This is a genomic window from Bradyrhizobium sp. ARR65, assembly GCF_000472385.1.
Classification (GTDB): domain Bacteria; phylum Pseudomonadota; class Alphaproteobacteria; order Rhizobiales; family Xanthobacteraceae; genus Bradyrhizobium.
On the sequence record NZ_AWZU01000043.1, the window covers coordinates 32222 to 53846 of the forward strand.

Consider the following 21625-nt stretch of genomic DNA (forward strand, 5'->3'; position numbering starts at 1 on the left):
ATGCTCCACAGTCTGCGCACATCTGACCATGAGATCCGCAGCGGCGCCGGCGCGGCCCGCGTCGGCATCGGCGGCCCCGTCGGCTCCGGCAAGACCGCGCTGATCGAGGCGCTGATCCCCGTACTGCAGCGACGCGGCATCGACTTCGCCGTCGTCACCAATGATCTCGTCACCAGGGAGGACGCGGAGCGGCTGCGGCGCTCGGGCCTGATCGATCCGGCGCGGGTGTCGGCGGTTGAGGCGGGTGCCTGTCCGCATACCGTAATCCGCGAGGATCCGACCCTCAACATCGCCGCCGGTGACGAGCTCGAGGCGCGCTTTCCCGGACTTGAGCTGATCCTGTTCGAATCTGGCGGCGACAATCTCGCCTCCACCTTCTCGCTCGATCTGGTGGACTGGTGGATTTTCGTCATCGACGTCGCCGGCGGCGACGACATTCCGCGCAAGAGGGGACCGGGCATGTTGCGCTGTGACCTTCTGATCGTGAACAAGATCGATCTCGCGCCCCACGTCGGCGTCGATCTCGATCGCATGCTGGCGGAGGCGCGGCAGGTGCGCGGCGCAAAGGCTGTGGTCCCGACCAACCTGAAGAACGGCGTTGGCGTGGAGGCGGTCGCCGATGCGATCTCTGCTGCAGTCCTGTTCCGGGTCTGATACCGGACGATCGGTCGACGCCGCGCTCGTGGTTGAACGGGCCGGCGGCCGCAGCGTCCTGCGTCGCCAGCAGATTCGCTATCCCTTGCATATCACGCGAGGCTTTTATCTCGACGCGACCAGGCCGGACCTGCTGACGCTCTATCTCCAGTCCGCCTCGGGCGGGCTCTATGCCGGCGATCGCATTCGTCTCAATGTCGATGTTGGTCGGGGCGCAGCATTTCATCTGACGACACAGGCCGCGACCGTCGTGCATGCTGGCCGCAACAGCGGTGCGACGCAGCGGCAGCGCGTGTACGTCGAGCCTGGCGGCTTTTGTGCCCTCACGAGCGATGCCTACGTGCTGTTTCCCGATGCTGATCTCACCTTGGAAACGGACGCCGTCGTCGCTGACGACGCTGTGCTGTGCTTGGCCGATGGCTTTGCGGTCCATGATCCCCGAAAATCTGATCGAGAGGCCGGGGTGCGACCATTCAAGGCACGTCCATTCGAGCGGTTCGAGGGACGGCTCGCCGTGTCGCGGCCGGACGGCCGTCTGCTGCTGAAGGATCTCGGCGCGATCGACGGCAATGAGCTGCACAATGGCGCGCTTGGTCCCTGGGCCGCGGCCGCGAACCTGCTGCTGATCGCGCCGCAGGCGAGATGGCCGGCACGTCAGGAGCTGGAGCAGGCGGCCGATCGCAACGGTGCGCTCGGCGGTTGCTCGGTGGCGCCGAACGGCGCCGGGCTGATCTTGCGCATTCTCGCGCCCGATGGCGGGACCTTGGCGCGCGCGATGGATGCCGCCTTTCACGTCGCGGCCGCCGCCGCGCTCGGTGTCGCGCTGGCGCGTCGCCGGAAATAATCAGCGCCGCGCCAGCCCACGCTCGTGCCAGCTCACCGCTGTCATGCCCCGCTTCAAGCGGGGCATCCGGTACGCCGCGGAAGTCGTGAAAATCGACATGCCGGCGTTTACCGGATCGCCCGGTCAAGCCTGGCGATGACAACTAACTGGTTGCGGCACGAACGGCTCAGCGCCGTGCCAGCCTGAAATACAGCTCCGACAAGCGCGTCGGCAGATCATTGATCTGGTGCACCAGCATGGTGTTGCCGCGTCCGAAGATGCGGGCTGCGGCCGCTGCTCCGGCATTGCCGAGCACCACGCCATAGGCGTCGATGCCGTTCATGTGCAGATTGATCGCCGCGCGCCTGGCGTCTTCGACCAGATCGAGCGGATCGGCGACATCGATGTCGGACGGCTCGCCGTCAGTGAGCACGATCAGCAGCTTGCGGCTGGTCGTGGTTGTTGCCATCACGTGGCCGGCGTGACGGAGTGCGGTACCGAGGCGGGTAGAGAGGCCGGAGACGAGCCCGGCCAGCCGCGCCCGGCAATCACGGTCGTAGGGCTCGTCGAAATGCTTGACGGTTGTGATCCGCACGTCGTCGCGGCCGTCGGAGGCGAAGGCGAGCAGGCCGAAGGGATCGCCGAGCTGATCCATGGCCTCGGAGAGCAGCGCGACCGCCAGCCGCTCGACGTCGAGGATCGTCGCGCCCGACGGCAGGCGGTCGCGAGTGGACTCCGAGGTGTCGATCAGCAGCAAGGCGGACAAGTCGCGATGCACTGGTTTCGACGAGCGAAACACGCGCGGATCGGGCTCCTGGCCGCTGCGCAGCGCGATGCCGGCATCCAGCATCGCGTCGACGTCGAGATCATAGCCATCATGCTGCCGCTTCAGTCTCACCGCACGGCCGATGCGGACGCCACGCACCAGCTGCTGCACGCGATGCCGCAGGGCGCTGGAACGATCGAGCGCCTCGTCGACAGCCCTCGCATCGGCAGGCGGGGCTGCGACCTCGCGCACGACCGTCCAGTCCGGCCGCTCGACGCCATGTGTGCGATCCCACTCTGGATAGCGTGCGATGATGGTACCGCGTTCGTCTGGGGCGGCCGGCCTGCCGCGGCCAGGCTCGGGTTCGGCCGTGTCAGGATCACCTTGCTGCCTGTCGCTGTCGGCGTTTTCCTGTCGATCGATGCGCATGGCATCGACGAACAGCTCCAGCACCTCGTCTGAGGGTGGCGCATTGTCGCCGAAATCCCACAGGCCCAGCCCGTCATCGCGATACATCGGCTCGACAACATAGGTCTTGGCGTTGAACTGCACCCGCATCTGGCCTAGGTCGTTGCCGAGCAGCATGCCGATCTCACGGCTGATCGCGCTGTCTTCAATGCGCGGCAGGGCGGCTGCGAACAACGCGCGGCCCTTGGCGACGAAGCCATCATCATCGTTGCAGGTTGGATCGAACAGGGCACGCGCCAGTCGCGCCAACAGAACCGGCGCGGTCGCAACGCCGCCCGGCGCGGCGATATGGTAGGGCGCCCAGAGCCGGCGCAGGCCGGGCAGGCCGCGCATCGCCAGCGTCTCGACCCGTGCATCTTCGATCAGGTTGACCAGGGCGACCTGCAGCGGCTTAAGCGTCCCGATCGTGAAGCGGGCGTGTCCCAGCACGAGATGCGCCTGCGCATGGGCGGCTGCGGCCCGAAACAGCGCGCGGCCCGCATCGCCTTGTACGCCGCGATAGACCTCCGGCAGCCGGATCAGCGGACCGGCGATCGAACTGCGCCGCTGCGGCTTGTCGTTGCCGCCGCCCGCCATTCTGCGCAACCGCGGTGCCTTGCCCCATAGCGCCGTCGTGAACGCCTTCAGCCCGGCCTCCACATCGGGGAAGCAGATGTCAGCGGGATTGCGCGCGATCGTGCGTCGCGCGAGCTCATCCTGCAGCGAGAAGAATGCGAGCCGCCGCTTGTGGTCGCCCGCGCCTGCGCGCAGGCCGGCGGCGATGAAATTCTCAAAGTCCTGGACGGTTCCGGGAGCGAGAATGTCGCCCATGCTGCCCGCGGTCGGCGCGACCGATTCCGGCGCCTGCCGCGCCAGGGTCTCCATCGCACGCCACCAGCGCGACAATGCTGCGCCATGGCCGAGGAAGCGGCGCGCCGGACCGAGCGCCTTCAACGACGCGCTGGCGGCCTGTGCGCCGGCCTGGCGGCAGATTTCCGTGGTCGCTTGCGCCGCTCCGAGAAGCGGTGCGATCTCACTCGTCGACGCTGCGTTGCTGCAGGCCTCCCAATAGGCGATCAGGCAGGAGGGACCGGCATTGACATTGGCAAGCGCGAGCACCGCGCCGGCCCAGGCCTCGCACTCCGCTGCATCGAAGTGGCGCGACAGCGTATCCCACGTGTTCACAAACAGTGGCCATAGATTGTCCCGCTGACGCATCAGAAGGTGCAACCGGCGCGTATCGCCCTCCGGCTCGGACAGCCCCCGAAACGCGACCGGTGGTTTCGCCGCGCTCACGGCAGACAGGCCGCGATAGCGTCGGACAGCGCTGCGCGGATGTCGGGATTGTCCGTAATCGGCAGCACGATGGCTGACTGCACGGCGGTCTCAAGCGGAAGCCCTGCGCGCACCATGCGTCCAGTGTGGATCAGCATCCGGGTCGATGCGCCTTCGTCGAGCCCGTGTCCCTGCAGATTGCGCGAGCGCTGGGCGATCGCGACCAGGACGGCCGCCAGATCGCTGTCCGCACCACTTTCCCTGATGATGATGGCGCTTTCGGTCGCCGGTTGCGGATAGCCGAAATCGATCGCGACGAAGCGCTGCTTGGTGGACTCCTTCAGATCCTTCACCGCGCTCTGGTAGCCGGGATTGTAGGAGATCGTGAGCTGGAAATCGGCATGGGCGGGCACGATTTCGTTATGCTTTTCCAACGGCAGGATGCGGCGCGCATCGGTCAGCGGATGGATCACGACGGTGGTGTCCTGCCGCGCTTCGACGATCTCGTCGAGATAGCAGATCGCGCCATGGCGCACCGCCTGCGTCAGCGGGCCATCGTGCCAGATCGTCCCGACCGGCTCCAGCAGATAGCGTCCGGCAAGGTCGGCGGCGGTCATATCCTCATGCGCCGCGACCGTGATCAAGGGCTTGCCGAGCCGCCAGGCCATGTGCTCGACGAAACGGGTCTTTCCGCAGCCGGTCGGTCCCTTCAGCATCACAGGCAGACGCTCGTGATAGGCGGCCGTGAAGGTGCTGATTTCGGCGCCCTGCGGCTGATAGTAGGGCTCAGAGGTGATCCGGTAGGCGTCCAGCAGCATCAGGTCCTCCATAGGGTTGAAGGAGCGACGCTTGAATAGGCCAAGCACGACCGTCCCTTCGCGAATGCGGGATGGCAGCCTTTGCCTGGAAACACGCTGCGGCCTCGGACCGTGTCAAAGGGCGCTCGTCGTGCGCCGCAAACGATTAGATCGGAATTGGCCAACCGCGGCAAGCCTAGTGCGAGGGTCCATGATCGACCTTCGTTCCTAGCGTGCGTAACTCTCGGATGGGGGCGGGCGCCGCTGGAAATTCCCGTTTGCGATCAGTGCGCCTGAATAGCCGGTAAGGACGCATAAGTCATTGATCTTGTTCTTGACTTTCTCCCCTGTCGTGCCCGCCAATCGAGCGCCAAGTCTGTTTCATCAGTGATGCTGATCGCCGTACTTCGAGGCTTTTGGCTCCATGCCGAGTTCCAGCTAGCTTACGCCCTCATAGAGCCTTCAGGCCGATCGGTTTGCGCTGGCGAGGGTTATAGTAGGTTTAGGATCAATATTGCGACATGTAGGAGTCCCGGAGCGCGATGCAAAAAATTCGAATCATGCTCCTGCTCTCCATCACGTTGCTCCTGGCCTAAGCGCATGCGGTCGATTATGGGTAGCACGCTGGACGCCGGGAGCACCCGACGGCCCTATGTCACAGCCGCCCGTTCCTCGCCCTGAAATCCCTCCGACCCTCCTTGATTGAATCTGTAGCGGCGAACGACCCCTCACGCGTCGATGATCTCAGGAACGGAGATGACTTTCCGAGTCAGACCCCTTCGTTTCCAACAGAGTAGGGCTTGTAAACCGGTGCATGGCAGCAAAGGGTTGGGTTGGTTAAACGTCCCAACTTGGGCTGGCCCCTGACTGGTCACATGTCTGGTCCTGCGTAGGTTTTTGGACGCCGGCAACGGCCGGTGACCAATCAAGCCCCGACTGCGAGAGGACATCTTTTATAGCGCGACAATCTGGCTGGGAAGCATTGTCACCCTGATTGCCGTGCGGCAATCTTTTCAGTTCGCCGAAGAATGCCATCTGCCGCACGCCAGTCCTCGATCAGGTCCTCATTGCAGCGGAACGACGGCGATTGTCTCGCTCACAGCGCGCTCGGTCCCAAGGCAGATTGACGACTCTTCGATTCAAGTGACGAGCTTCTCCACCGTGCTGTCGCTGCTCTCTCTCGACCGGTTACGAGCCTCTCGGCTCCTGCTCCCACGCAGCGGGCTGGAGCGCAGCGACTTTGTGCGTTGGGCCCATTTCGGACCGGCGGGTTGACCGATAGCGACCGCTGCTGTTGGAGGCGGACCGGACATCTCCTGACGGTCCGAGAGGCCCCGTTTGACGGTTTCGTATTCTGAATCGGAGTGTAACCTGTTGGAGTCTTTAGGGTCGATTTTTCGCTGTTTTTCAGAATGCGCGTTGATTTGTATAGCGGACGACGCAGCTTTTGATTCCGCCGTATCCCGGTTCGATGCTGCCTGTCAGGCACTCCGCACGGCACGGATTGAATGGAGTGTTTCCGGCCTTAGGTGCGTATAGCGGCGCAGCATTTTCCAATCCTTGTGCCCGGTGACGAGCGCGACCTGTTCGATGGAGAGGCCTGTCTCAAAAAGGCGGCTCGTCGCTTCGTGACGCAAATTGTGAAAATGCAGATCATCGATCTTCAATTTCTGGCACTGGCGACGAAATGCTGTTCCTACGGATCGTCCGCTGTAGGGAAAAATCCTGCCTTCGCGAATATTCGAGAACCGTCCTTGCTCCTCGATGATCTTGCATGCGTCATAGCCTGACACATCCAGCAGAGGAATTCGCTGGTCGTTACCTTTCTTTTTTCTAGGATCCTTCCGATTGCGAATCAGTAGCATCCGCCCGCGAGCGTCGAAATCGCACCATTCAACTCTCGCAATTTCATCTTATCGCATAGCCGTTGCGATCGCAAATCGGATGACACGGCCAACCGGGATTTGCTGCCGGGTGTTCGATTCTAATGCCAAGATGATCCGATCGAGTTCGTCTTGCGTTGGACGCCGATTGCGCTCATCGCCTTTGCCGCTTGCAGCTCTTTACGTTTCTCTCGATTGTGTTTCGTCTGGTAGTCGGAGGACGCATCGATCGCGTTGATGTGAGCTTCTAGATCCGCGTCTTTTTTAGCGAGCGGCACCCAGGGCTTTCTGGCGGCATTCCTCGATGAATAACTTGCGGGCGTGCTGTTGCTGTTCGATGGAGAACGTCATATGACGTTAATGGCACATGGAGAGCGGTAGGCGTGGCTAAGGCAACAAAGGCAACCAAAACGATGAAACGCGTGCTTCAACACACGTGGAAAGTGACGCGGCGTAATAATCAGACGATCGATATCACGGCTGATAGCTTATCCGTCGTGTACGGTGATCTAGTGTTCTCGACCAAAGGTGTCGTTGTCAGAGTGGTCGGCGTCGATACCTACAACGATGTAGAGCTGGTTAGTCCTTTAGAGCCGTAGTTCACCGTTATCTTCTTGATGCGAGTAAGTATCGCGCATGAAATGGCAGCCGATCTCGATTGTCTCGTGATCTTTCGGGGCAGCAGGCGCTTTGAGTATGGGAGAAGCTGGGCCGGTCCGTCATGAGATCGCGGGCTTAGCTCTTTGACCAGCCAGCCTACTTTTCTGGATCGAGTTGAGTTTCGGCCGTGATGTACCTTTTGTACAGCTTTGCAGCCACGTCAGACATCGGGTCGAAAACAAGTTCTATGGGGTTGATGTTGTCCGGAAACGTTAGAAAATCACGCCGACTTTTACTGAACGCGTCAAGCAACGAAACCAGCTTCTCTTGAAGGAAACGCCAAAAGTCGAAGTATTCGCGAAACTGCTTGGCTGAAGGCGCGGGCATACGGGCGCGTGTCTTCGGAGCTGCTTACGCATGCCATCGCGGACTAATAAGCGCGATAGCCCGTCGCAGCTTCGACGCATCCACAGAATCCACGTGCATCAGCTCCCATGGCCCGCAGCTGGAGAGGGAGTCAAGTGGCCTTGGCTGCTTCGGCATAGGGCGCCAACAGATCCCGTAAGCCGCCAGTCTTGTCCTTGCCGGCGGTCTCGATTGCCCGCGTCAACACCGCCTCGAGATGGTGGTGCATCAGCTTCTCGACCAGCGCGATATTTCCGTCGGCGAGGCTGGCGACGAGATCGCGATGTTCCTGCACCGAGCAGTCGGTCCAGCGCGGTCGTCCGTACAGTCCGAGAACGAGCGCGCTGCGTCCCACCAATTGGCGCATGTAGCGCGCAAGCAGCTGGGAGCCGGTCATCTCGGCCAGCGCGAGGTGAAACTCCGCAGCGTGCCTGATGTAGGCGTTGTGGCCGTTCTTGTGTGCGGCGTCCTCCAGGTCGATCTGCGCATGAAGTCGCTTGAGCTGTGCGCGGGTCAGGCGGCCGCACAGCCGCCGGACCACCAGCTGTTCGATCTCTTGCCGGACGCTGAACAGATCGCGGGCCTCTTCGAGCGTCGGCTTGCAGACGGCTGCCCCCCGGTTGAGGCGGAATTCGATCAGCTCTTCGCTCGCGAGCAGTTCCAGGGCGCGGCGGACCACAGTTCGACTGGCGCCGAACTGTTCACCGATCGTATCCTCCGGCAGCTTGGTGCCGGGCTCGAGCACCTGCTCCAGGATCGCAAGGCGCAGGCCCGCATAGATGGCTTCGACTCGCCCGCCGCGTTGCTTCATCCGTCTCTCCATCCACGCTGGTCCGGCCGTAAGAGCGCAGTCAGAAGCGGACGTTTGATTGTATCCGATAGACCTCGACAGTGGATTTGATCGACCATGCACCTTCCATGCCGGACACGTGAAACCGTGGCCTACTGGATCGACGCCGACCGGGCCCGGAGCGTTGGCGAGCTGCGGTCCGGGCAGTCTAACTTCATGGACAAAGTGTATACAAAAATGATGAGGTTTCGCACACATTCTGCCTAAGCTTTGGGCTCTCGGCATCCCGCGACCTGCGTCCTAGCCGTCTAGAACCCGTGCCCGGTGAGGGTTTCGGCTGGACTCACCGTGATGCCGCGCTGGCACACCAATTGCTGAAAGGGAATCGACGGACATCCAACATCGGCAACAGGAGTTACGCAGATGGCTAAGCCCACGTCGATCCCCCAGGCCCGCAATCAGGTGGGCGCGACCGCGCCTGTCCGATCGTTTGCGCGGCGTGTTGCGGCCGCCACGCTCGGCGCCGCGCTGCTGATGGCCGCACCGTTGCGAGCGGAGGACACCATCAAGGTCGGACTGGTCGCTGCGCTGTCCGGCCAGTCGGCCAAGTCGGGCGAGGCAGTCACGCGCGGGCTGGAAGTGGCCATTGGCGAAATCAATGCGGCGGGCGGCGTGCTCGGCAAGAAGATCGAGCTCGTGCGCCGCGACGACGAGAGCAATCCGGCCAAGGGCGTGCTCGCCGCCCGCGAGCTGGTGCAAAAGGAGAAGGTCGTGGCCTTCTTCGGCGGCATCGACACCCCCGTCTCGCTTGCGATCGTGCCGTTCGCCAACCAGGCCAAGGTGCCCTTCATCAGTGTCTGGGCGGCCGGCACCGGCATTACCCGCAACGGCGCGGCGGAGAACTACGTCTTCCGCGTCTCCGCGGTCGACCAGCTGGTCGACGGGGCCATGCTCGATTATGCCATCAAGAAATATAAGACGGCCAAGCCGGGGCTGATGCTCATCAACAATCCCTGGGGCGAGTCCAACGAGAAGGGCCTCAAGGACGCATCGGAGGCCCACAAGCTCACGTTGGCCGGCGCCGAGAAATTCGATAATGCTGACGTCGACATGGTGCCCCAGCTCACCCGCCTCAAGGACGCTGGCGCGGACACGATCTTTCTCGTCGCCAACGTGCAGCCCGCCGCCCAGGTCGTGAAGTCGTTGGATCGCATGGGCTGGAACGTCCCGGTGGTGTCGCATTGGGGGCCGGCGGGTGGTCGCTTCACAGAGCTCGGCGGCCCGAGCGCCGAGAAGGTGGATATGGTGCAGACCTTCTCGTTCTCCGGGAAGCTGTCGCCGAAGGGCGAAGCGGTGCTGGCGGCGCTGAAGTCCAAATACCCGCAGATATCGTCGCTCGCCGACGTCACGCCGGCGGTCGGTATCGCCAACGCCTACGATGCCATGCACATGGTAGCGCTGGCCATCGCCAAGGCCGGCACGACGGACGGTCCGGCCGTCCGCAAGGGCTTCTACGACATCGGCAGCTATGACGGTCTGATCAAGCGCTACAACAAGCCGTTCTCGCCCGAGAATCAGGACGCGCTCGGCAAGGACGACTACATCTTCACGCACTTCCAGGGCGCCGAGATCGTGCCTGTGAACTGATCGGCGGGCAGGGCGCTTGTCCCGTCCGCGCCCCTCGTCATTCGGAGCAATGCGGCCTCCTCGAGCGAGAGTTGGCGCCGGCGCCGATGGCGAGCGTGACCGGCGCCGCTCTCTTCGAACAAGCAGGATAGATCATGCTGATCGTCTCAGCCATCGTTTCAGGCCTGTCGCTTGGCGCCATGTACGGCCTGATCGCGCTTGGCTATCATGTCACCTATGCCGTCTCCAGCACCGTGAACTTCTCGCAGGGTTCGGCGGTGATGCTGGGCGCAGTGCTGCTCTACACGTTGTGGATCACGCTTGGATGGCCGCTGGGTCCGGCGGTGGCGGCGACGCTCGTCCTGGCGGCCCTGTTCGGCTTGGTGGTCGAGCGGCTGCTTGTGCGTCCCTTCGCGGTGCGCGGCTCCAATGCCTGGCTGATGGCCACGGTGGCGGGCGGCATCATCCTGGACAATGCCGCGATGTTCCTGTTCGGCAAGGAGCCGCGCTCGCTGCCGTCCTCGCTTGCGACGTCGCCCATCCATGTCTTCGGCGCTGGCATCTATCCACTACAGCTGATCATTCCGGTGGTCGGCGTTGCCATGGCCGTGGGGCTGCAGATCCTGCTCAACCGCACCACGCGCGGCAAGCGGCTGCTGGCCGTGGTGCAAAATCCCACCGCGGCCCGGCTCATGGGCATCGACGTCACGCGCACGATCGCGGTGTCCTTCGCGGCATCGGCGGTGTTGGCCGCAGTGGCCGGCATGCTGATTGCCCCGCTGTTCTCGGTGTCGTCGGACATGGGGCTGGTGTTCGGCATCAAGGCGTTCGCCGTTGCCATTCTCGGCGGCATCGGATCTGCGCTCGGCGTCATGGCCGCCGGCTTTGTCTACGGACTTGTCGAGGCGCTGGTCACGTCGCTGCTGGGCTCGTCATATACCCAGATCCTGGTGTTCTCTGCGGTCATTGTCGCGCTCGCACTGCTGCCCAATGGTCTGTTTGGCCGTGCTGCCGTGAAGAAGGTGTAAGATGGCGCGCATACCCGCTGGCATTGCGATCGGTGCGGCACTGGTCGCTGCGTTTGCCTTCCGCGCCGAAAGCTACACCCTGTTCGTGATCGCCCTGATCGGCCTCAACGTGGTCGTGATGGTGGGGCTCAACATCCTGTTCGGGTTGACCGGGCAGGTGTCGCTCGGACATGTCGGCTTCTATGCCATCGGCGCCTATGTCTCGGGCGTCCTGGCGTTGAAGGGCGTCAACTTCTTCGCTGCGCTGCCGCTGGCGATCCTGGTCACCGGCGCGCTCGGAGCTCTGCTGGCGCTCCCGGCCTTGCGAGTCAGCGGTCCCTATCTCGCGATGGTGACGATCGCCTTCGCCTTCATCGTCGAGCATGGCCTGATCGAATGGCGCGATGTCACCGGCGGCGCCAACGGCCTGATAGGCATTCTGGCGCCGAGCCTCGGCGGTTTCAGTTTCGCCGAGCGGGAGATGGCGCTGCTGTCGACGGCGGCCGCCGCCCTGTCTCTCCTCGGCTTCTGGCTGCTGTCGCGCAGCAGCCTGGGTGCATCGATGCGGGCCGTCCGCGACAGCGAGGTGGCCGCCCAGTCGATCGGGCTCAACCCGGTGAGCGTGAAGGCTCTCGCCTTTGCGTTTTCCGCGGCGCTCACAGGCATGGCCGGTGCGATCTTCGCGCCACTGCTGTCGTTCATAAGCCCCGGCTCGTTTCCTTTCTTCCAATCGATCCTGTTTCTGTTCGGTGTCGTGCTCGGAGGCGCCGGATCGCTATTCGGTCCGGTGCTCGGCGCCGCCGTGGTGGTCTGGCTGCCGGAGATGCTGTCGGATTTCGCGGAGTATCGGCTGCTGATTTTCGGCCTGCTGCTGCTCGGGGTGCTCTGGCTGGCGCCTGACGGTGTGGTCGGTCTGTTCGCGCGGTTTCGCCGGCCCGTTGCACGGCCGGTGCGCGTGCCTGAGACGGACCAGCAGGCGCAGCTGGATACCCAGCTGCGTCCGTCGCGGGCCCTGCCGCTGCGGGTCGACAATATCGGCATCGCTTTCGGTGGCGTGATAGCCGCCGCGAACGTGACGTTCCAGGCGATCCCCGGCGCGGTCACCTCGCTGATCGGCCCGAACGGCGCCGGTAAGAGCACCGTGCTCAACATAATCAGCGGCTTCTACGCGCCCGATACGGGGACGATCCGGCTCGGGGAGGGCGACGATCTCGCGGGCGCCGCGGCCTACCGCGTGGCACGATCCGGCGTCGCCCGCACCTACCAGACGACCCAACTGTTCGGTTCGCTGTCGGTGATGGACAACGTGCGGCTTGGCGGAGCCGACGCCGACAGCGCCGAGGCGCTGCTGGCCTTTGTCGGCTATGCAGGCGGTTGGACCGTCCGGGCCAACGATCTGCCGCATGTCGATCGTCGCTTGGTCGAAATCGCGCGCGCGCTCGCCACCCGGCCCCGCGTGCTGCTGCTGGACGAGCCGGCGGCTGGCCTGATGCGCGCGGACAAGGACGCGCTCGGGCGTCTCCTGCGACGTATCGCGGATCTCGGCATCGCGGTGATCCTGGTCGAGCACGACATGACGATGGTCATGGGCATCTCGGACCATATCGTCGTGCTCGATGCCGGCAAGCCGATCGCCGCAGGAACGCCATCGCAGGTCCGCGACAATCCGGCCGTGATCGCCGCCTATCTCGGTGGCGCGCAGAGCCGCGCGCGTGGCCGGTCGGCTCCCTTGAAAGGTCCCCGCGATGCCGTGCTATCGGCCTTGCGCCTGACCGCCGGCTACGGCGCTGCGCCGGTGCTCACCGACGTTGAGCTGGAGGTGTGCCCCGGCGAACTGGTGGCGCTGCTCGGCGCCAACGGTGCCGGCAAGTCGACAGCGATGAAGGCGCTGTCCGGCCTGCTGCGGCCGGTGTCCGGTGACATCGTCCTGAAGAACGTGCAGGTCGCGCATCTGCCGACGCATCGCATTGCGCATCTGGGACTCGCGCTGGTGCCGGAAGGGCGCCAGGTCTTTCCCGAGCTGACGGTGCGCGACAACATCCTGCTCGGCGCCACGGCGCGGCCGGACCGGCCCAGTGCCGAGACGCTGCAGAAGGAGCTCGATGCGCTTCTGGCGCGCTTTCCGCGCCTGATCGATCGCATCGCGAGCCGCGCCGGCCTGCTGTCCGGAGGCGAGCAGCAGATGCTCGCGATCGCCCGCGGCCTGATGGCAAAGCCGGACATCCTGCTGCTGGATGAGCCCTCGCTTGGTCTTGCGCCGGCAATGATCGCCGAGACGTTCGACGTGCTCGTCGAATTGCGCGATGCGGGCGTCACCATTCTGCTGGTGGATCAGCTGGCAACGCTCGCGCTGACCGTGGCCGATCGCGGCTATGTGCTCGAATCCGGTCGCGTCGTGAAGCACGGCACCGCCGCCGAGCTCAGCGGCGATGCCGACCTTGAAGCCGCTTATCTGGGCGCCAAAGCCGCCCGGTAATCCCTTAAGGAGAAGGCAATGAGTTTCGATCAGATCTTCCGCAACGCCCGCATCGCAGGGCGCGAGACGGAGCTTGTGGATATCGGCATCAGCAAGGGCCGCTTTGCTGCGATCGAGGTGAAGCTGGACGCGGATGGCCCGTCCGAGGATCTTGGTGGCCGCCTCGCGCTGTCGGGCCTGTGCGAGACCCATATCCATCTCGACAAGTCGTGCCTGCTCGGCCGCTGCAAATGCGAGAAAGGAACGCTCGACGAAGCCATTGCGGCGGTGGCCGTGGCGAAAAAGGGTTTTACCGTCGAGGACGTCCATGCACGTGCCTCGCGTACCATCGAGAAGGCGATCCTGCAGGGCACGCAACGCATGCGTACGCATGTCGAGGTGGATCCGCGCATCGGTCTCACCTCGCTGGAAGCGCTGCTCGACGTGAAGCGAAAATACGCCTGGGCGATCGATCTCAGATTGTGCGTGTTTCCGCAGGAAGGCCTACTCGACGATCCGGGATGTGAGGAAGTCATGGTGGCGGCCCTCGAGAAGGGAGCCGACGTGGTGGGTGGCGCGCCCTATATGGACAAGGACAGCCACGGCCAGATCGCGCGAATCTTCGCGCTCGCGCAACGCTTCGACGTCGACATCGACTTCCATCTCGACTTCGGCCTCGACGCCTCGCACCTCGATCTCCTGGAGGTCTGCCGGCAGGCGGACGCGACGGGATGGGAAGGGCGCGTGGCGATCGGGCACGTCACCAAACTGTCCGCCGTTCCGGAAAGCCGCCTGATGGAGCTCGGCGCGCGCCTGGCCGGCGCAGGCGTGGCGCTCACGGTGTTGCCGTCCACCGACCTGTTCCTGATCGGCCGCGACGTCGATCACAACGTGCCCCGCGGCGTGACGCCGGCGCACAAACTGATGCACGCCGGCGTGACCACGTCGCTCTCCACCAACAACGTGCTCAATCCGTTCACGCCGTTCGGCGACTGCTCGACCATCCGCATCGCCAATCTCTACGCCAACATCGCGCAGGTGGGCTCGCCGTCGGGCATGGCCGCCTGTCTCGACATGGTGAGCGCGTCATCGGCCAAGCTGATGAATCTCAGGGACTACGGAATTGCTGTTGGCAACAGCGCGGACCTCGTCGTACTGGATTGCGAAAGCAGGGCTCAGGCCGTCGCGGAGCTGGCACAGCCCATGTTCGCGGTGAAGGCCGGCCGTCGCACGGTGACGCGACCCGCGCCGATGCTTCACGGGCCAGCTTGAGAACAGCGGGCGGTTCGCCACCAGCCCGATGCCGGGATGGTGGCGATCTGTCGCTTGTCGATATCAGGAGAAGTCGCGATGCCGGCGAACGACACGCTCAACGCCTTCGTATCTCACGGTCATTTCGAGCGCGCCCCAACCGGTGACGGGCCCTTGAGCGGAACCACCTTCGCGATCAAGGATTTCTTCGACGTTGCCGACGTTCCCACGGCGGCCGGCAGCCCGGACTGGTTGGCCTCGCATCCCGTTCCGCGCGAGAGCACGCCGGTCTTGGACAGGCTGCTCGCGGCGGGTGCGCGTCTCGTCGGCAAGACCCACACCGACGAGCTCGCCTGAAGCCTGAACGGCGAGAACCATCATTACGGCACGCCCACCAATCCGGCCTCGCCGGGCCGCATCCCGGGCGGCTCGTCGTCGGGCTCCGCGGCCGCCGCGGCGGGCGGACTCGTCGACTTCGCCATCGGCTCGGATACCGGCGGCTCGGTGCGGCTTCCGGCGAGCTATTGCGGCGTCATCGGCCTTCGCACCACGCATGGTCGCATTCCGCTCAGCGGAGCCGTGCCGCTCGCTCCGTCCTACGACACGGTCGGCTGGTTCGCGCGGAATCCGGTGCTGTTCGAGCAGGTGGGACTCGTTCTGTTCGGTACGCAGGCGGACGACAGCGCGCCGGGCAAGGTCCTGCTGGCCCGCGATCTGTTCGGGGCGGCCGGTGCGGAGGTGACCGAGGCGTTGGAATCGGCGGTCGCGAAGGTCGCCGGCATCTACGGTCCGCTCGACGAGATCGAGGTCGTCGGGGCCGCGCTGCCGTCCTGGCGCAATGCGTTCCGCCTGATCCAGTCCGACGAGGCGTGGGCCGCGCATGGCGACTGGATCCGGACAACCAATCCGAGCTTCGGCCCCGGCGTGAAGGAACGCTTCGCGGCTGCGGCCGAGCTGGACCGCGCCGAGGTCTCGGCCGCCCGCGATCTGCGTGGTGCCGTGCGTCGCCGCATGGACGAGATTCTCGGGGCCAGCAATCTTCTCGTGCTGCCCACCGCGCCAGGCATTGCGCCATTGCTGAACACGCCGTTCGCCGAGCTCGAGGCCTTCCGTGCCCGCGCACTCGAACTGCTCTGTGCCGCCGGTCACGCCGGATTGCCCCAGATCTCGGTGCCGTTAGCCGCGCTGAACGGCTGCCCGCTGGGCCTGTCCGTGATCGCTCCGCGCGGCCGAGACGAGATGCTGCTCGCGCTCGCGCGCAAGATCGCGGACGCGACGCCTGCGCGCGGATGACGGATCAGACCCGCGGATAGATGATGATCGACAGATAGGTCATCGGCAAATTGATGAGCTTTTCGGGGCCGTGCAGCGCGCCGGCAGGATCGAGTCGCCCGGCCGCAGACGGTTGCTCTTGATGACGTCGAGTTCGGTTACGTCGACTGGCTTGCTGTCACGGATTTCGACCAGCCCGAGATCGCGCAGGATCCACAGCGCGCGTTGCAGGTTGACGGGGTCGTTCGGCACGGCAAGCGTCGCGCCGGGCTTGATGGGCGTCCCCAGCGCATGTTTCTTCGAATAGAGTCCCATGGGCGGGATTGGCACGTGGACGATACCGGTCAGATCAGTCTTCTGCCGTTCGTTGTAGGAATCGAGGAATATCGTGTGCTGCATGACGCTTGCGTCGATGTCGCCCTTGAACACGGCGTTGGTGGCTTCCAGTCCGGTCGAGAATTCGAAATACCGGATGGCAGAGCCCTTCTTCTTGAGCTCCGGTTCGACGCCGGCCTTGAACTCGTTGATATAAGGGCCCGAAACCAAACCGACTTTGAGTTCAGCCTTGGTGGGTTGCTGGGCCAAGGCGCTGCCAGCGACGGAAATGGTAAGGATAAGGCAGGATAGCAGCAGCCAGAATTTCTTCATCATTTTCTCTGTCATTGTCGTGGGGCGCCGATGGCGCTTATGCAATCGCCTGAGCCGGATGAGCGAAGACGCTGGCGGGCCGCTTCAGCCCGTAATGCTCGCGCAGCGTCTTACCGGTGTAGTCGTCTCGGAACAGGCCACGCTTGCGCAGGATCGGAACGACTTGCTCGGCGAAGATGTCGAAGCCGCCCGGCAACCATGGCGGCATCACGTTAAAACCGTCGGCCGCGCCGTTCTCGAACCAGGTCTGGATGTTGTCGGCGATCTTCTCAGGAGTTCCAGCAATGACCCAATGACCGCGCGCACCTGCCAGGCGCTGCACCAGTTGACGGATCGTGGGCTTCTCCCGGTCGACGATGTCGACGACGAGCTTGAACCGGCTGGCTACACCACGTCCGCCGCTGGTGTCGATGAGATGCCGCGGAAAAGGGCCGTCAGGTCGAAGCCGCTAAGATCGAGACCGATCATCTGCCGGAGCTGGGTCAGTGAATATTCCGGCTGGATGAGATCGTTGAATTCCTCCTGCAGCCGATCGGCCTCGGCTTGCGTGCTGCCGATGAACGGGCTGATGCCGGGTAGGATCCTGATCTCATCGGGGCTGCGACCGAAGGCGCCGGCTTGCCGCTTGATGTCGGCATAAAATTCGTGGGCGCTGGTCAGCGTCTGGTGCGCCGTGCGCCGATGATTGCACCGTGGTGGCGACCTGTCCGGCAATTGGACGATCAAACCTTCGCGGCCGACATGCTGCTCCGGGGCGCTGCCGAGCAGAGGTTTCCTCGTAAGAACCCGGCAGACGCCTGGTTCGACTTCAGGGGATGCGATCGGCACAAGGTGGAGGAGCAGTCGTTCCTGTTGCCGGACGAGGAGATCCTGACCGTACTCACGCTGCCTCGTCAGGCGATCGTGCAGTAAATAACCTCATATCGCCAGTCGGCAGGGTCGCGCCGGCTCCTCGGAAACGACCTGCTCGGCCCAATTGTCCAGCGATGCGTCGGCCTCCCGGAAGAGCGCCGCGCGGATCGGATCGTGGAGCATTATCTGCTTCAGAGTCTGGCCAGCGACCGAATCCTTGAACGCAACCTGATGGCCTAGGAAATCTCCGCGGTGCCGTCCGAACTCGTGCGCCAGAAGCCGCACGTCATCGCCGTGAAGGTGTCCGATAAACATCCGGGGCTCACGCGCTGTATCGTGGCAAACGGCCCAGCCCGGCGGGCCTGAATGGTTTCTGCGGCGCTGCCACCCTGCTTCGGAATAGTAGAGACAAGGCAGAGCGAATGTCTGCCCAATCAGGTCCACACTGGACTCGCGTCCGCTAGAACTCTCCATATGCAGAACGACGCGCCCGGTTTCGATCATCGCACGAAAGGTGACGTCGGCGACCTCTTGCTCATGGAATACAAACTTCGTCGGTGAGCAAGAAGAGGCCGAAGCTCGAGTTCGTCCGGATCGTGCGCGCCAAAGGCGGCGGCCCCGTCAGGACCGTCATCCAGGCGGTGCTGAAGAATTCCGACCGGCGACTTCCCTTCGCTCAAGGCCGGCATTCCGCTGCCTTGGGCGGGCATCCCCGAGCGCCACTTCCTGTGGGTCTGCGAGGTCGGCTGGGACGTCCGCACGTTCATGACGCAACCCATGCGGATGGAATTCCAAATGAGCGACGGCGCCGTCCTCATCTACTTCCCGGACGTCGAGCGCATCCTCGCCGACAACACTATCGAGATCGTCGAGATCAAGAAGAAGGAAAATGAAGCCAAGCGCGATCGCTATTACGCGTTCAAACTCTGACTGGCTCGGCATGTCTGCAAGATCCGTGGCTGGAGTTTTCCGCATCATCAGCGCGGAGAAATATCTCGCCGAAGGCCACCGTCTCGCGAACGCGACTGATCGCCGCGTCATCAGCTGGATCATAGATGTGCTGAGGGCCGGCTGCCGCTGGCAGGATTGCCCGTCCTGCTACGGCCCGCCGACGACCATCTATAACCGCTTTCATCGATGGTCCGCGCGCGGCATCTGGCAGAAGCTGTTTCGCGCCTTGGTCACGGCAAGCCCCAATGACGTTCACATGATCGACAGCACCACGGCAAAGGCTCATCGCTCGGCTTCGGGCGGGAAAGGGGGGCGCAGGAACAGGCGATCGGGCGCTCGCGCGGCGGGCGCACGACCAAAATCCACGCCGTTGTCGACAGCCTGTGCCGGCCGCTCGCCGTCGAGATAACGCCCGGACAACGCGGCGATCTTAGCCTCGTTCTGCCTCTTCTTTCCGGCCTGCCAGCCGCGCGCTTATGCGTCACCGATGCCGCCTACGACAGCGACGGCTTTCGGCTCTTCCTACGCCAACGTGGGACCATCCCGGTCATCCCGAACAATCCAACGCGAAAGCGAACGCATCCGTTCGACACCGAGGCTTATAAGCTGCGGAACCTGATCGAGCGCATGTTCTGCACGCTCAAGGATTGGCGCCGTATCGCTACCAGATACGACAAGCTGGCACGCAACTTCGAAGCCGCCGTCAAGAGCCGGGCGTGGTGCCGCTCATACGCCCAAGTCAAGGGTCGCTTCGCGGATGGTATCACCCGTCGCTGTCAAGGTGACCTCCGGCTCGTACAGCAAATCGAACCCCGCATAGAGGCGGTTGCGCAGGAGCTCGACGTCGGCGTTGACGGTCGTTTCGAACTTGTAATTGTGCACATGCTCGCCGCTGGTCTCGTCGATCAGCCGCACATTCGGCTCGAAAGCGAGCGTGACGGAAAACGGATTGTTCGACGTGCGCTCGAGCGCGAGATAGCGAAACTCAGCGAAACCGCCGGCAAACGCCGCGGCGTTGCGGTTATCGAGATCGGTTACGCCACCGATGTTGTGTGTCAAGCCGAGCGCGCCAAACTCGATCTTGACGAACTGGGAGGGCGTGAACTCGTACTCGTATTTGGTCTCGGTCGCGGCATAGTGGCCATCACGTTTGCCAAACCGGCCGATGCTATCGACGGTAAACTCCTTCTCGCCCTCGATGCCGATGCCGGAGCCGGTGGTGAAGCCGAAAATGTATTTGGTCTCGATTTCCTTCCAGGACTCGGCGTCCTCGGCGCGCGCAGCGCCGCCGAGGCAGAGTAATGCGAATGCACCGAAGACGGCGGCGGGACGCCACCCAGAGGCAATTCGCGCTCGCATCGATGCTCCTCCGCCAATGATGGGGACTCTAACGGCTTCGTAATTGCTCACCGCCGGACCCGCAAAAAGACTCGTTCTAAACTAGAGTTATTCTAGTCGTTGATGGGAAGGGCCGGCGGCCGTTGCTGCGGGGCATGGGTCCGAAAGTGTAGTGTGAGATGCTATGGGGCGAGCGGCGCCACGCATTCGGCGGCCGGCGTCCGAAAGCCTCTAAGGGAGGAAACCGCGGTTAAGGGAACGGGAGGCGGTGCGGCAGGCGCTATGGGGATTTGAGAGCCGCAGGGCTGATTTGGATCGAGCCGCTGCAACGAGTTATACGACGGTGAAGCGGTTGACGAATGCACGGCGGATGGCGTCGAACTCCATAAGTTGTCCGACGATTTGCGACGATATCTGGATAGCTGGGCGCGCTCTGCCGTGGCCGGTCGAGAGCCAGCGGGTGCGACGGACGGATTTGCAGGCTTGCGATGCGGTCATGAGGTCTCGATCCTGATGACGCTCGTCGGACCTGTCGGACGGTGCCATGGGGTCGCACCGCGCGCGAAGACCTCGATGATGATCATGCGGCCGCCGCAGCATGGACAGGGTGGCTTGTCCTGATCGACCGCAGCGCTGGTGTGCCGCCCTGCTCGTTGCAGGCGATCAATCGGCTGTTGGCGATGGCGACGCGGTGGGTGTAGCGCGACAGTAGGCCAGCACTGCCTCAGGGCCGCCGAACGGCCGCTTTGCATAGACGACCCACTCGGTCTTACACCGGCGCTAGGAAGGCTGCGAAGTATGGCGCCTCGGCGAGATGGGCGTGGTCGCCGAAGAAGCTGAGACGACCGGCCGCGTAGGCAGCCGAGAGCGTCTCGAGGAACAGCCGCCGGAACAGGCGCGAGAGCACGCGCACCGACAGGAAGAACCCGGCCGGCATGACACCCGACGCTTGTTCGTCGGGCGAGATGCCGCCGCCCGGCACGATCATGTGCACGTGCGGGTGATGGGTCATGGCCGAGCCCCAGGTGTGCAGCACGGCGGTGATGCCGAAACGGGCCCCCAGATGCTTGGGATCGGCGGCGATCGTCAGCATGGTCTCGGCCGAACTTGAACAACAGATCGTAGAGGACAGACTTGTTCTGGTAGGCGATGTCGGCGATGGCCGCAGGCAGCGTGAACACCACGTGATAGTACGGCACGGGCAACAGATCGGCTTCGCCCGGGCGCTGCAGCGAGTAGGCTGAGGGACGCATTAACCGTTGCATCGCAGGAATCGACCGTGATTCCTTATCTGGCACCGATTCGCAGGGGGCGGTGCCAATGGACGGAGAAGCAGGCGCATGGTTTGATCGCGAGCTCGCAGGCTGTAGCCTTGCCGACGAGCGCCTGAACAAGCGGCTCCACAAACTAGTGGCGCAGATCGGGAGCGCCATGGACGAAAGCATTCCGCTGGTGTGCCAGGACTGGGCCAACACCAAGGCTGCCTATCGTTTTTTCTCCAACGACCGGGTCAGTGAGGCCGACATTCTGGCCGGCCACTTATCTTGAACGCGATGTCCGCGTCCTGCAGAAGCGGCGCAAGTCTCGCCACCTTGGCAAAGGCCTGCGCGTCGTCCCATTCGCGCGTGCCGCTGTCGATCGACAGGCTACCGCGGCCGTTCGGCACGGAGGCCTCCGGCCAGACGACCTCGATCGGGCCGAACAGCCCGGTGAATTCCGCGGCAGAATCGAGCGCGCCGGTCAAATCATCGGCCAACAATCTAAGCATTCGTCCTACTCGCCGGA

At 63.8% G+C, this 21625-nt stretch carries 20 protein-coding genes and 5 pseudogenes; 13 read left to right on the plus strand and 12 right to left on the minus strand.

Annotation, left to right across the window (positions count from 1 at the left end; genetic code table 11):
- Together ureG and F758_RS0132930 are read left to right on the plus strand one after the other, a co-directional pair.
- The gene (ureG, locus tag F758_RS0132925) at window positions 1–654 is read left to right on the plus strand and encodes an urease accessory protein UreG (protein WP_024511878.1); all 654 of its coding nucleotides are present in this window, start codon (window positions 1–3) and stop codon (window positions 652–654) included.
- Window positions 620–1498 carry an urease accessory protein UreD gene (locus F758_RS0132930; protein WP_024511879.1) on the plus strand — a complete coding sequence of 293 codons (879 nt, stop codon included), beginning with the start codon at window positions 620–622 and terminating at the stop codon, window positions 1496–1498. Before ureG ends, F758_RS0132930 begins: the two co-directional genes overlap by 35 nt.
- A 166-nt stretch (window positions 1499–1664) precedes the next feature.
- On the opposite strand, the gene F758_RS0132935 is transcribed toward F758_RS0132930, so the two are convergent.
- The 3 genes from F758_RS0132935 to F758_RS45070 form a co-directional block, all read right to left on the minus strand.
- Complete coding sequence (locus tag F758_RS0132935; protein ID WP_024511880.1) at window positions 1665–3986, minus strand: nitric oxide reductase activation protein NorD; 2322 nt, start codon at window positions 3984–3986, stop codon at window positions 1665–1667.
- Window positions 3983–4783, minus strand: a complete 801-nt coding sequence (locus F758_RS0132940) for a CbbQ/NirQ/NorQ/GpvN family protein (protein WP_024511881.1) — start codon at window positions 4781–4783, stop codon at window positions 3983–3985. Before F758_RS0132940 ends, F758_RS0132935 begins: the two co-directional genes overlap by 4 nt.
- A 1460-nt stretch (window positions 4784–6243) precedes the next feature.
- Entirely contained in the window at window positions 6244–6669 is a 426-nt protein-coding gene (locus F758_RS45070; protein ID WP_283805890.1) for a tyrosine-type recombinase/integrase, read from the minus strand.
- A 359-nt stretch (window positions 6670–7028) separates the two neighbouring features.
- Here F758_RS45070 and F758_RS50015 point away from each other — a divergent pair, with 359 nt between their 5' ends.
- Complete coding sequence (locus tag F758_RS50015) at window positions 7029–7244, plus strand: hypothetical protein (protein WP_157450252.1); 216 nt, start codon at window positions 7029–7031, stop codon at window positions 7242–7244.
- A gap of 157 nt (window positions 7245–7401) precedes the next feature.
- On the opposite strand, the gene F758_RS0132955 is transcribed toward F758_RS50015, so the two are convergent.
- Together F758_RS0132955 and F758_RS0132960 are read right to left on the minus strand one after the other, a co-directional pair.
- Window positions 7402–7632 (minus strand): hypothetical protein, encoded by a 231-nt coding sequence (locus tag F758_RS0132955; RefSeq protein WP_024511882.1) that lies wholly within the window; start codon window positions 7630–7632, stop codon window positions 7402–7404.
- Window positions 7633–7762: 130 nt separating this feature from the next.
- A complete protein-coding gene (locus F758_RS0132960; RefSeq protein ID WP_024511883.1) occupies window positions 7763–8461 on the minus strand; it encodes a GntR family transcriptional regulator in 699 nt (232 codons plus the stop codon).
- A 513-nt stretch (window positions 8462–8974) separates the two neighbouring features.
- Between F758_RS0132960 and F758_RS0132965 the strand changes: the two genes are divergently transcribed.
- The 5 genes and pseudogenes from F758_RS0132965 (at window position 8975) to F758_RS45075 (ending at window position 16072) form a co-directional block, all read left to right on the plus strand.
- Entirely contained in the window at window positions 8975–10087 is a 1113-nt protein-coding gene (locus F758_RS0132965; protein WP_084305826.1) for an ABC transporter substrate-binding protein, read from the plus strand.
- A 134-nt stretch (window positions 10088–10221) separates the two neighbouring features.
- Window positions 10222–11094: a branched-chain amino acid ABC transporter permease gene (locus tag F758_RS0132970; RefSeq protein ID WP_502689197.1), complete on the plus strand. Its 873-nt coding sequence runs from the start codon at window positions 10222–10224 to the stop codon at window positions 11092–11094.
- Window position 11095: 1 nt separating this feature from the next.
- Window positions 11096–13549, plus strand: a complete 2454-nt coding sequence (locus tag F758_RS0132975) for a branched-chain amino acid ABC transporter ATP-binding protein/permease (RefSeq protein ID WP_024511886.1) — start codon at window positions 11096–11098, stop codon at window positions 13547–13549.
- 18 nt (window positions 13550–13567) lie between these two features.
- The gene (locus tag F758_RS0132980) at window positions 13568–14800 is read left to right on the plus strand and encodes an amidohydrolase family protein (protein ID WP_024511887.1); all 1233 of its coding nucleotides are present in this window, start codon (window positions 13568–13570) and stop codon (window positions 14798–14800) included.
- Between the two features lie 78 nt (window positions 14801–14878).
- Window positions 14879–16072: pseudogene (locus F758_RS45075) on the plus strand (amidase).
- Between the two features lie 4 nt (window positions 16073–16076).
- On the opposite strand, the pseudogene F758_RS0132990 reads toward F758_RS45075, so the two are convergent.
- A pseudogene (locus F758_RS0132990) lies at window positions 16077–16699 on the minus strand (MetQ/NlpA family ABC transporter substrate-binding protein).
- Window positions 16700–16736: 37 nt separating this feature from the next.
- Window positions 16737–17374: pseudogene (locus F758_RS47175) on the minus strand (LLM class oxidoreductase); the annotation flags it as partial.
- 39 nt (window positions 17375–17413) lie between these two features.
- On the opposite strand from F758_RS47175, the gene F758_RS0133005 reads away from it, so the two are divergent.
- The gene (locus F758_RS0133005; RefSeq protein ID WP_024511891.1) at window positions 17414–17611 is read left to right on the plus strand and encodes a hypothetical protein; all 198 of its coding nucleotides are present in this window, start codon (window positions 17414–17416) and stop codon (window positions 17609–17611) included.
- A 6-nt stretch (window positions 17612–17617) separates the two neighbouring features.
- On the opposite strand, the gene F758_RS0133010 is transcribed toward F758_RS0133005, so the two are convergent.
- Window positions 17618–17866, minus strand: a complete 249-nt coding sequence (locus F758_RS0133010; protein WP_024511892.1) for a hypothetical protein — start codon at window positions 17864–17866, stop codon at window positions 17618–17620.
- Window positions 17867–18346: 480 nt separating this feature from the next.
- On the opposite strand from F758_RS0133010, the gene F758_RS52855 reads away from it, so the two are divergent.
- The 3 genes and pseudogenes from F758_RS52855 to F758_RS53475 all read left to right on the plus strand — a co-directional run.
- Window positions 18347–18481, plus strand: a complete 135-nt coding sequence (locus F758_RS52855) for a hypothetical protein (RefSeq protein ID WP_283805888.1) — start codon at window positions 18347–18349, stop codon at window positions 18479–18481.
- Window positions 18482–18491: 10 nt separating this feature from the next.
- On the plus strand, window positions 18492–18911 hold the full coding sequence (locus F758_RS45080; protein ID WP_024511893.1) for a transposase: 420 nt from the start codon (window positions 18492–18494) through the stop codon (window positions 18909–18911).
- Window positions 18863–19195, plus strand: a pseudogene (locus F758_RS53475) (transposase); the annotation flags it as partial. The gene F758_RS45080 and the pseudogene F758_RS53475, both read left to right, overlap by 49 nt.
- A gap of 33 nt (window positions 19196–19228) precedes the next feature.
- On the opposite strand, the gene F758_RS50025 reads toward F758_RS53475, so the two are convergent.
- From F758_RS50025 to F758_RS52205, 3 genes and pseudogenes are all read right to left on the minus strand, one after another.
- Window positions 19229–19861 carry a DUF6662 family protein gene (locus F758_RS50025; protein WP_024511894.1) on the minus strand — a complete coding sequence of 211 codons (633 nt, stop codon included), beginning with the start codon at window positions 19859–19861 and terminating at the stop codon, window positions 19229–19231.
- Window positions 19862–20173: 312 nt separating this feature from the next.
- Entirely contained in the window at window positions 20174–20338 is a 165-nt protein-coding gene (locus F758_RS50030; RefSeq protein WP_157450253.1) for a hypothetical protein, read from the minus strand.
- An 82-nt stretch (window positions 20339–20420) separates the two neighbouring features.
- Window positions 20421–20933, minus strand: a pseudogene (locus F758_RS52205) (transposase).
- A 227-nt stretch (window positions 20934–21160) separates the two neighbouring features.
- On the opposite strand from F758_RS52205, the gene F758_RS48360 reads away from it, so the two are divergent.
- A complete protein-coding gene (locus F758_RS48360) occupies window positions 21161–21388 on the plus strand; it encodes an IS4/Tn5 family transposase DNA-binding protein (RefSeq protein ID WP_084305818.1) in 228 nt (75 codons plus the stop codon).
- On the opposite strand, the gene F758_RS0133055 is transcribed toward F758_RS48360, so the two are convergent.
- Entirely contained in the window at window positions 21351–21608 is a 258-nt protein-coding gene (locus F758_RS0133055) for a hypothetical protein (RefSeq protein ID WP_157450254.1), read from the minus strand. The genes F758_RS48360 and F758_RS0133055 overlap by 38 nt on opposite strands.
- Window positions 21609–21625: the final 17 nt, after the last annotated feature.

What these genes read in the sequence shown, in the direction of transcription:
- ureG (WP_024511878.1), top strand. Translation starts at nt 1, where the DNA reads ATGCTCCACAGTCTGCGCACATCTGACCATGAGATCCGCAGCGGCGCC.
- F758_RS0132930 (WP_024511879.1), top strand. Translation starts at nt 620, where the DNA reads ATGCGATCTCTGCTGCAGTCCTGTTCCGGGTCTGATACCGGACGATCG.
- F758_RS0132940 (WP_024511881.1), bottom strand. Translation starts at nt 4,783, where the DNA reads ATGCTGCTGGACGCCTACCGGATCACCTCTGAGCCCTACTATCAGCCG.
- F758_RS0132955 (WP_024511882.1), bottom strand. Translation starts at nt 7,632, where the DNA reads ATGCCCGCGCCTTCAGCCAAGCAGTTTCGCGAATACTTCGACTTTTGG.
- F758_RS0132960 (WP_024511883.1), bottom strand. Translation starts at nt 8,461, where the DNA reads ATGAAGCAACGCGGCGGGCGAGTCGAAGCCATCTATGCGGGCCTGCGC.
- F758_RS0132965 (WP_084305826.1), top strand. Translation starts at nt 8,975, where the DNA reads ATGGCCGCACCGTTGCGAGCGGAGGACACCATCAAGGTCGGACTGGTC.
- F758_RS0132970 (WP_502689197.1), top strand. Translation starts at nt 10,222, where the DNA reads ATGCTGATCGTCTCAGCCATCGTTTCAGGCCTGTCGCTTGGCGCCATG.
- F758_RS0132975 (WP_024511886.1), top strand. Translation starts at nt 11,096, where the DNA reads ATGGCGCGCATACCCGCTGGCATTGCGATCGGTGCGGCACTGGTCGCT.
- F758_RS0132980 (WP_024511887.1), top strand. Translation starts at nt 13,568, where the DNA reads ATGAGTTTCGATCAGATCTTCCGCAACGCCCGCATCGCAGGGCGCGAG.
- F758_RS0133010 (WP_024511892.1), bottom strand. Translation starts at nt 17,866, where the DNA reads ATGTTTATCGGACACCTTCACGGCGATGACGTGCGGCTTCTGGCGCAC.
- F758_RS52855 (WP_283805888.1), top strand. Translation starts at nt 18,347, where the DNA reads ATGAGCGACGGCGCCGTCCTCATCTACTTCCCGGACGTCGAGCGCATC.
- F758_RS45080 (WP_024511893.1), top strand. Translation starts at nt 18,492, where the DNA reads ATGTCTGCAAGATCCGTGGCTGGAGTTTTCCGCATCATCAGCGCGGAG.
- F758_RS50025 (WP_024511894.1), bottom strand. Translation starts at nt 19,861, where the DNA reads ATGCGAGCGCGAATTGCCTCTGGGTGGCGTCCCGCCGCCGTCTTCGGT.
- F758_RS50030 (WP_157450253.1), bottom strand. Translation starts at nt 20,338, where the DNA reads ATGACCGCATCGCAAGCCTGCAAATCCGTCCGTCGCACCCGCTGGCTC.
- F758_RS48360 (WP_084305818.1), top strand. Translation starts at nt 21,161, where the DNA reads ATGGACGGAGAAGCAGGCGCATGGTTTGATCGCGAGCTCGCAGGCTGT.
- F758_RS0133055 (WP_157450254.1), bottom strand. Translation starts at nt 21,608, where the DNA reads ATGCTTAGATTGTTGGCCGATGATTTGACCGGCGCGCTCGATTCTGCC.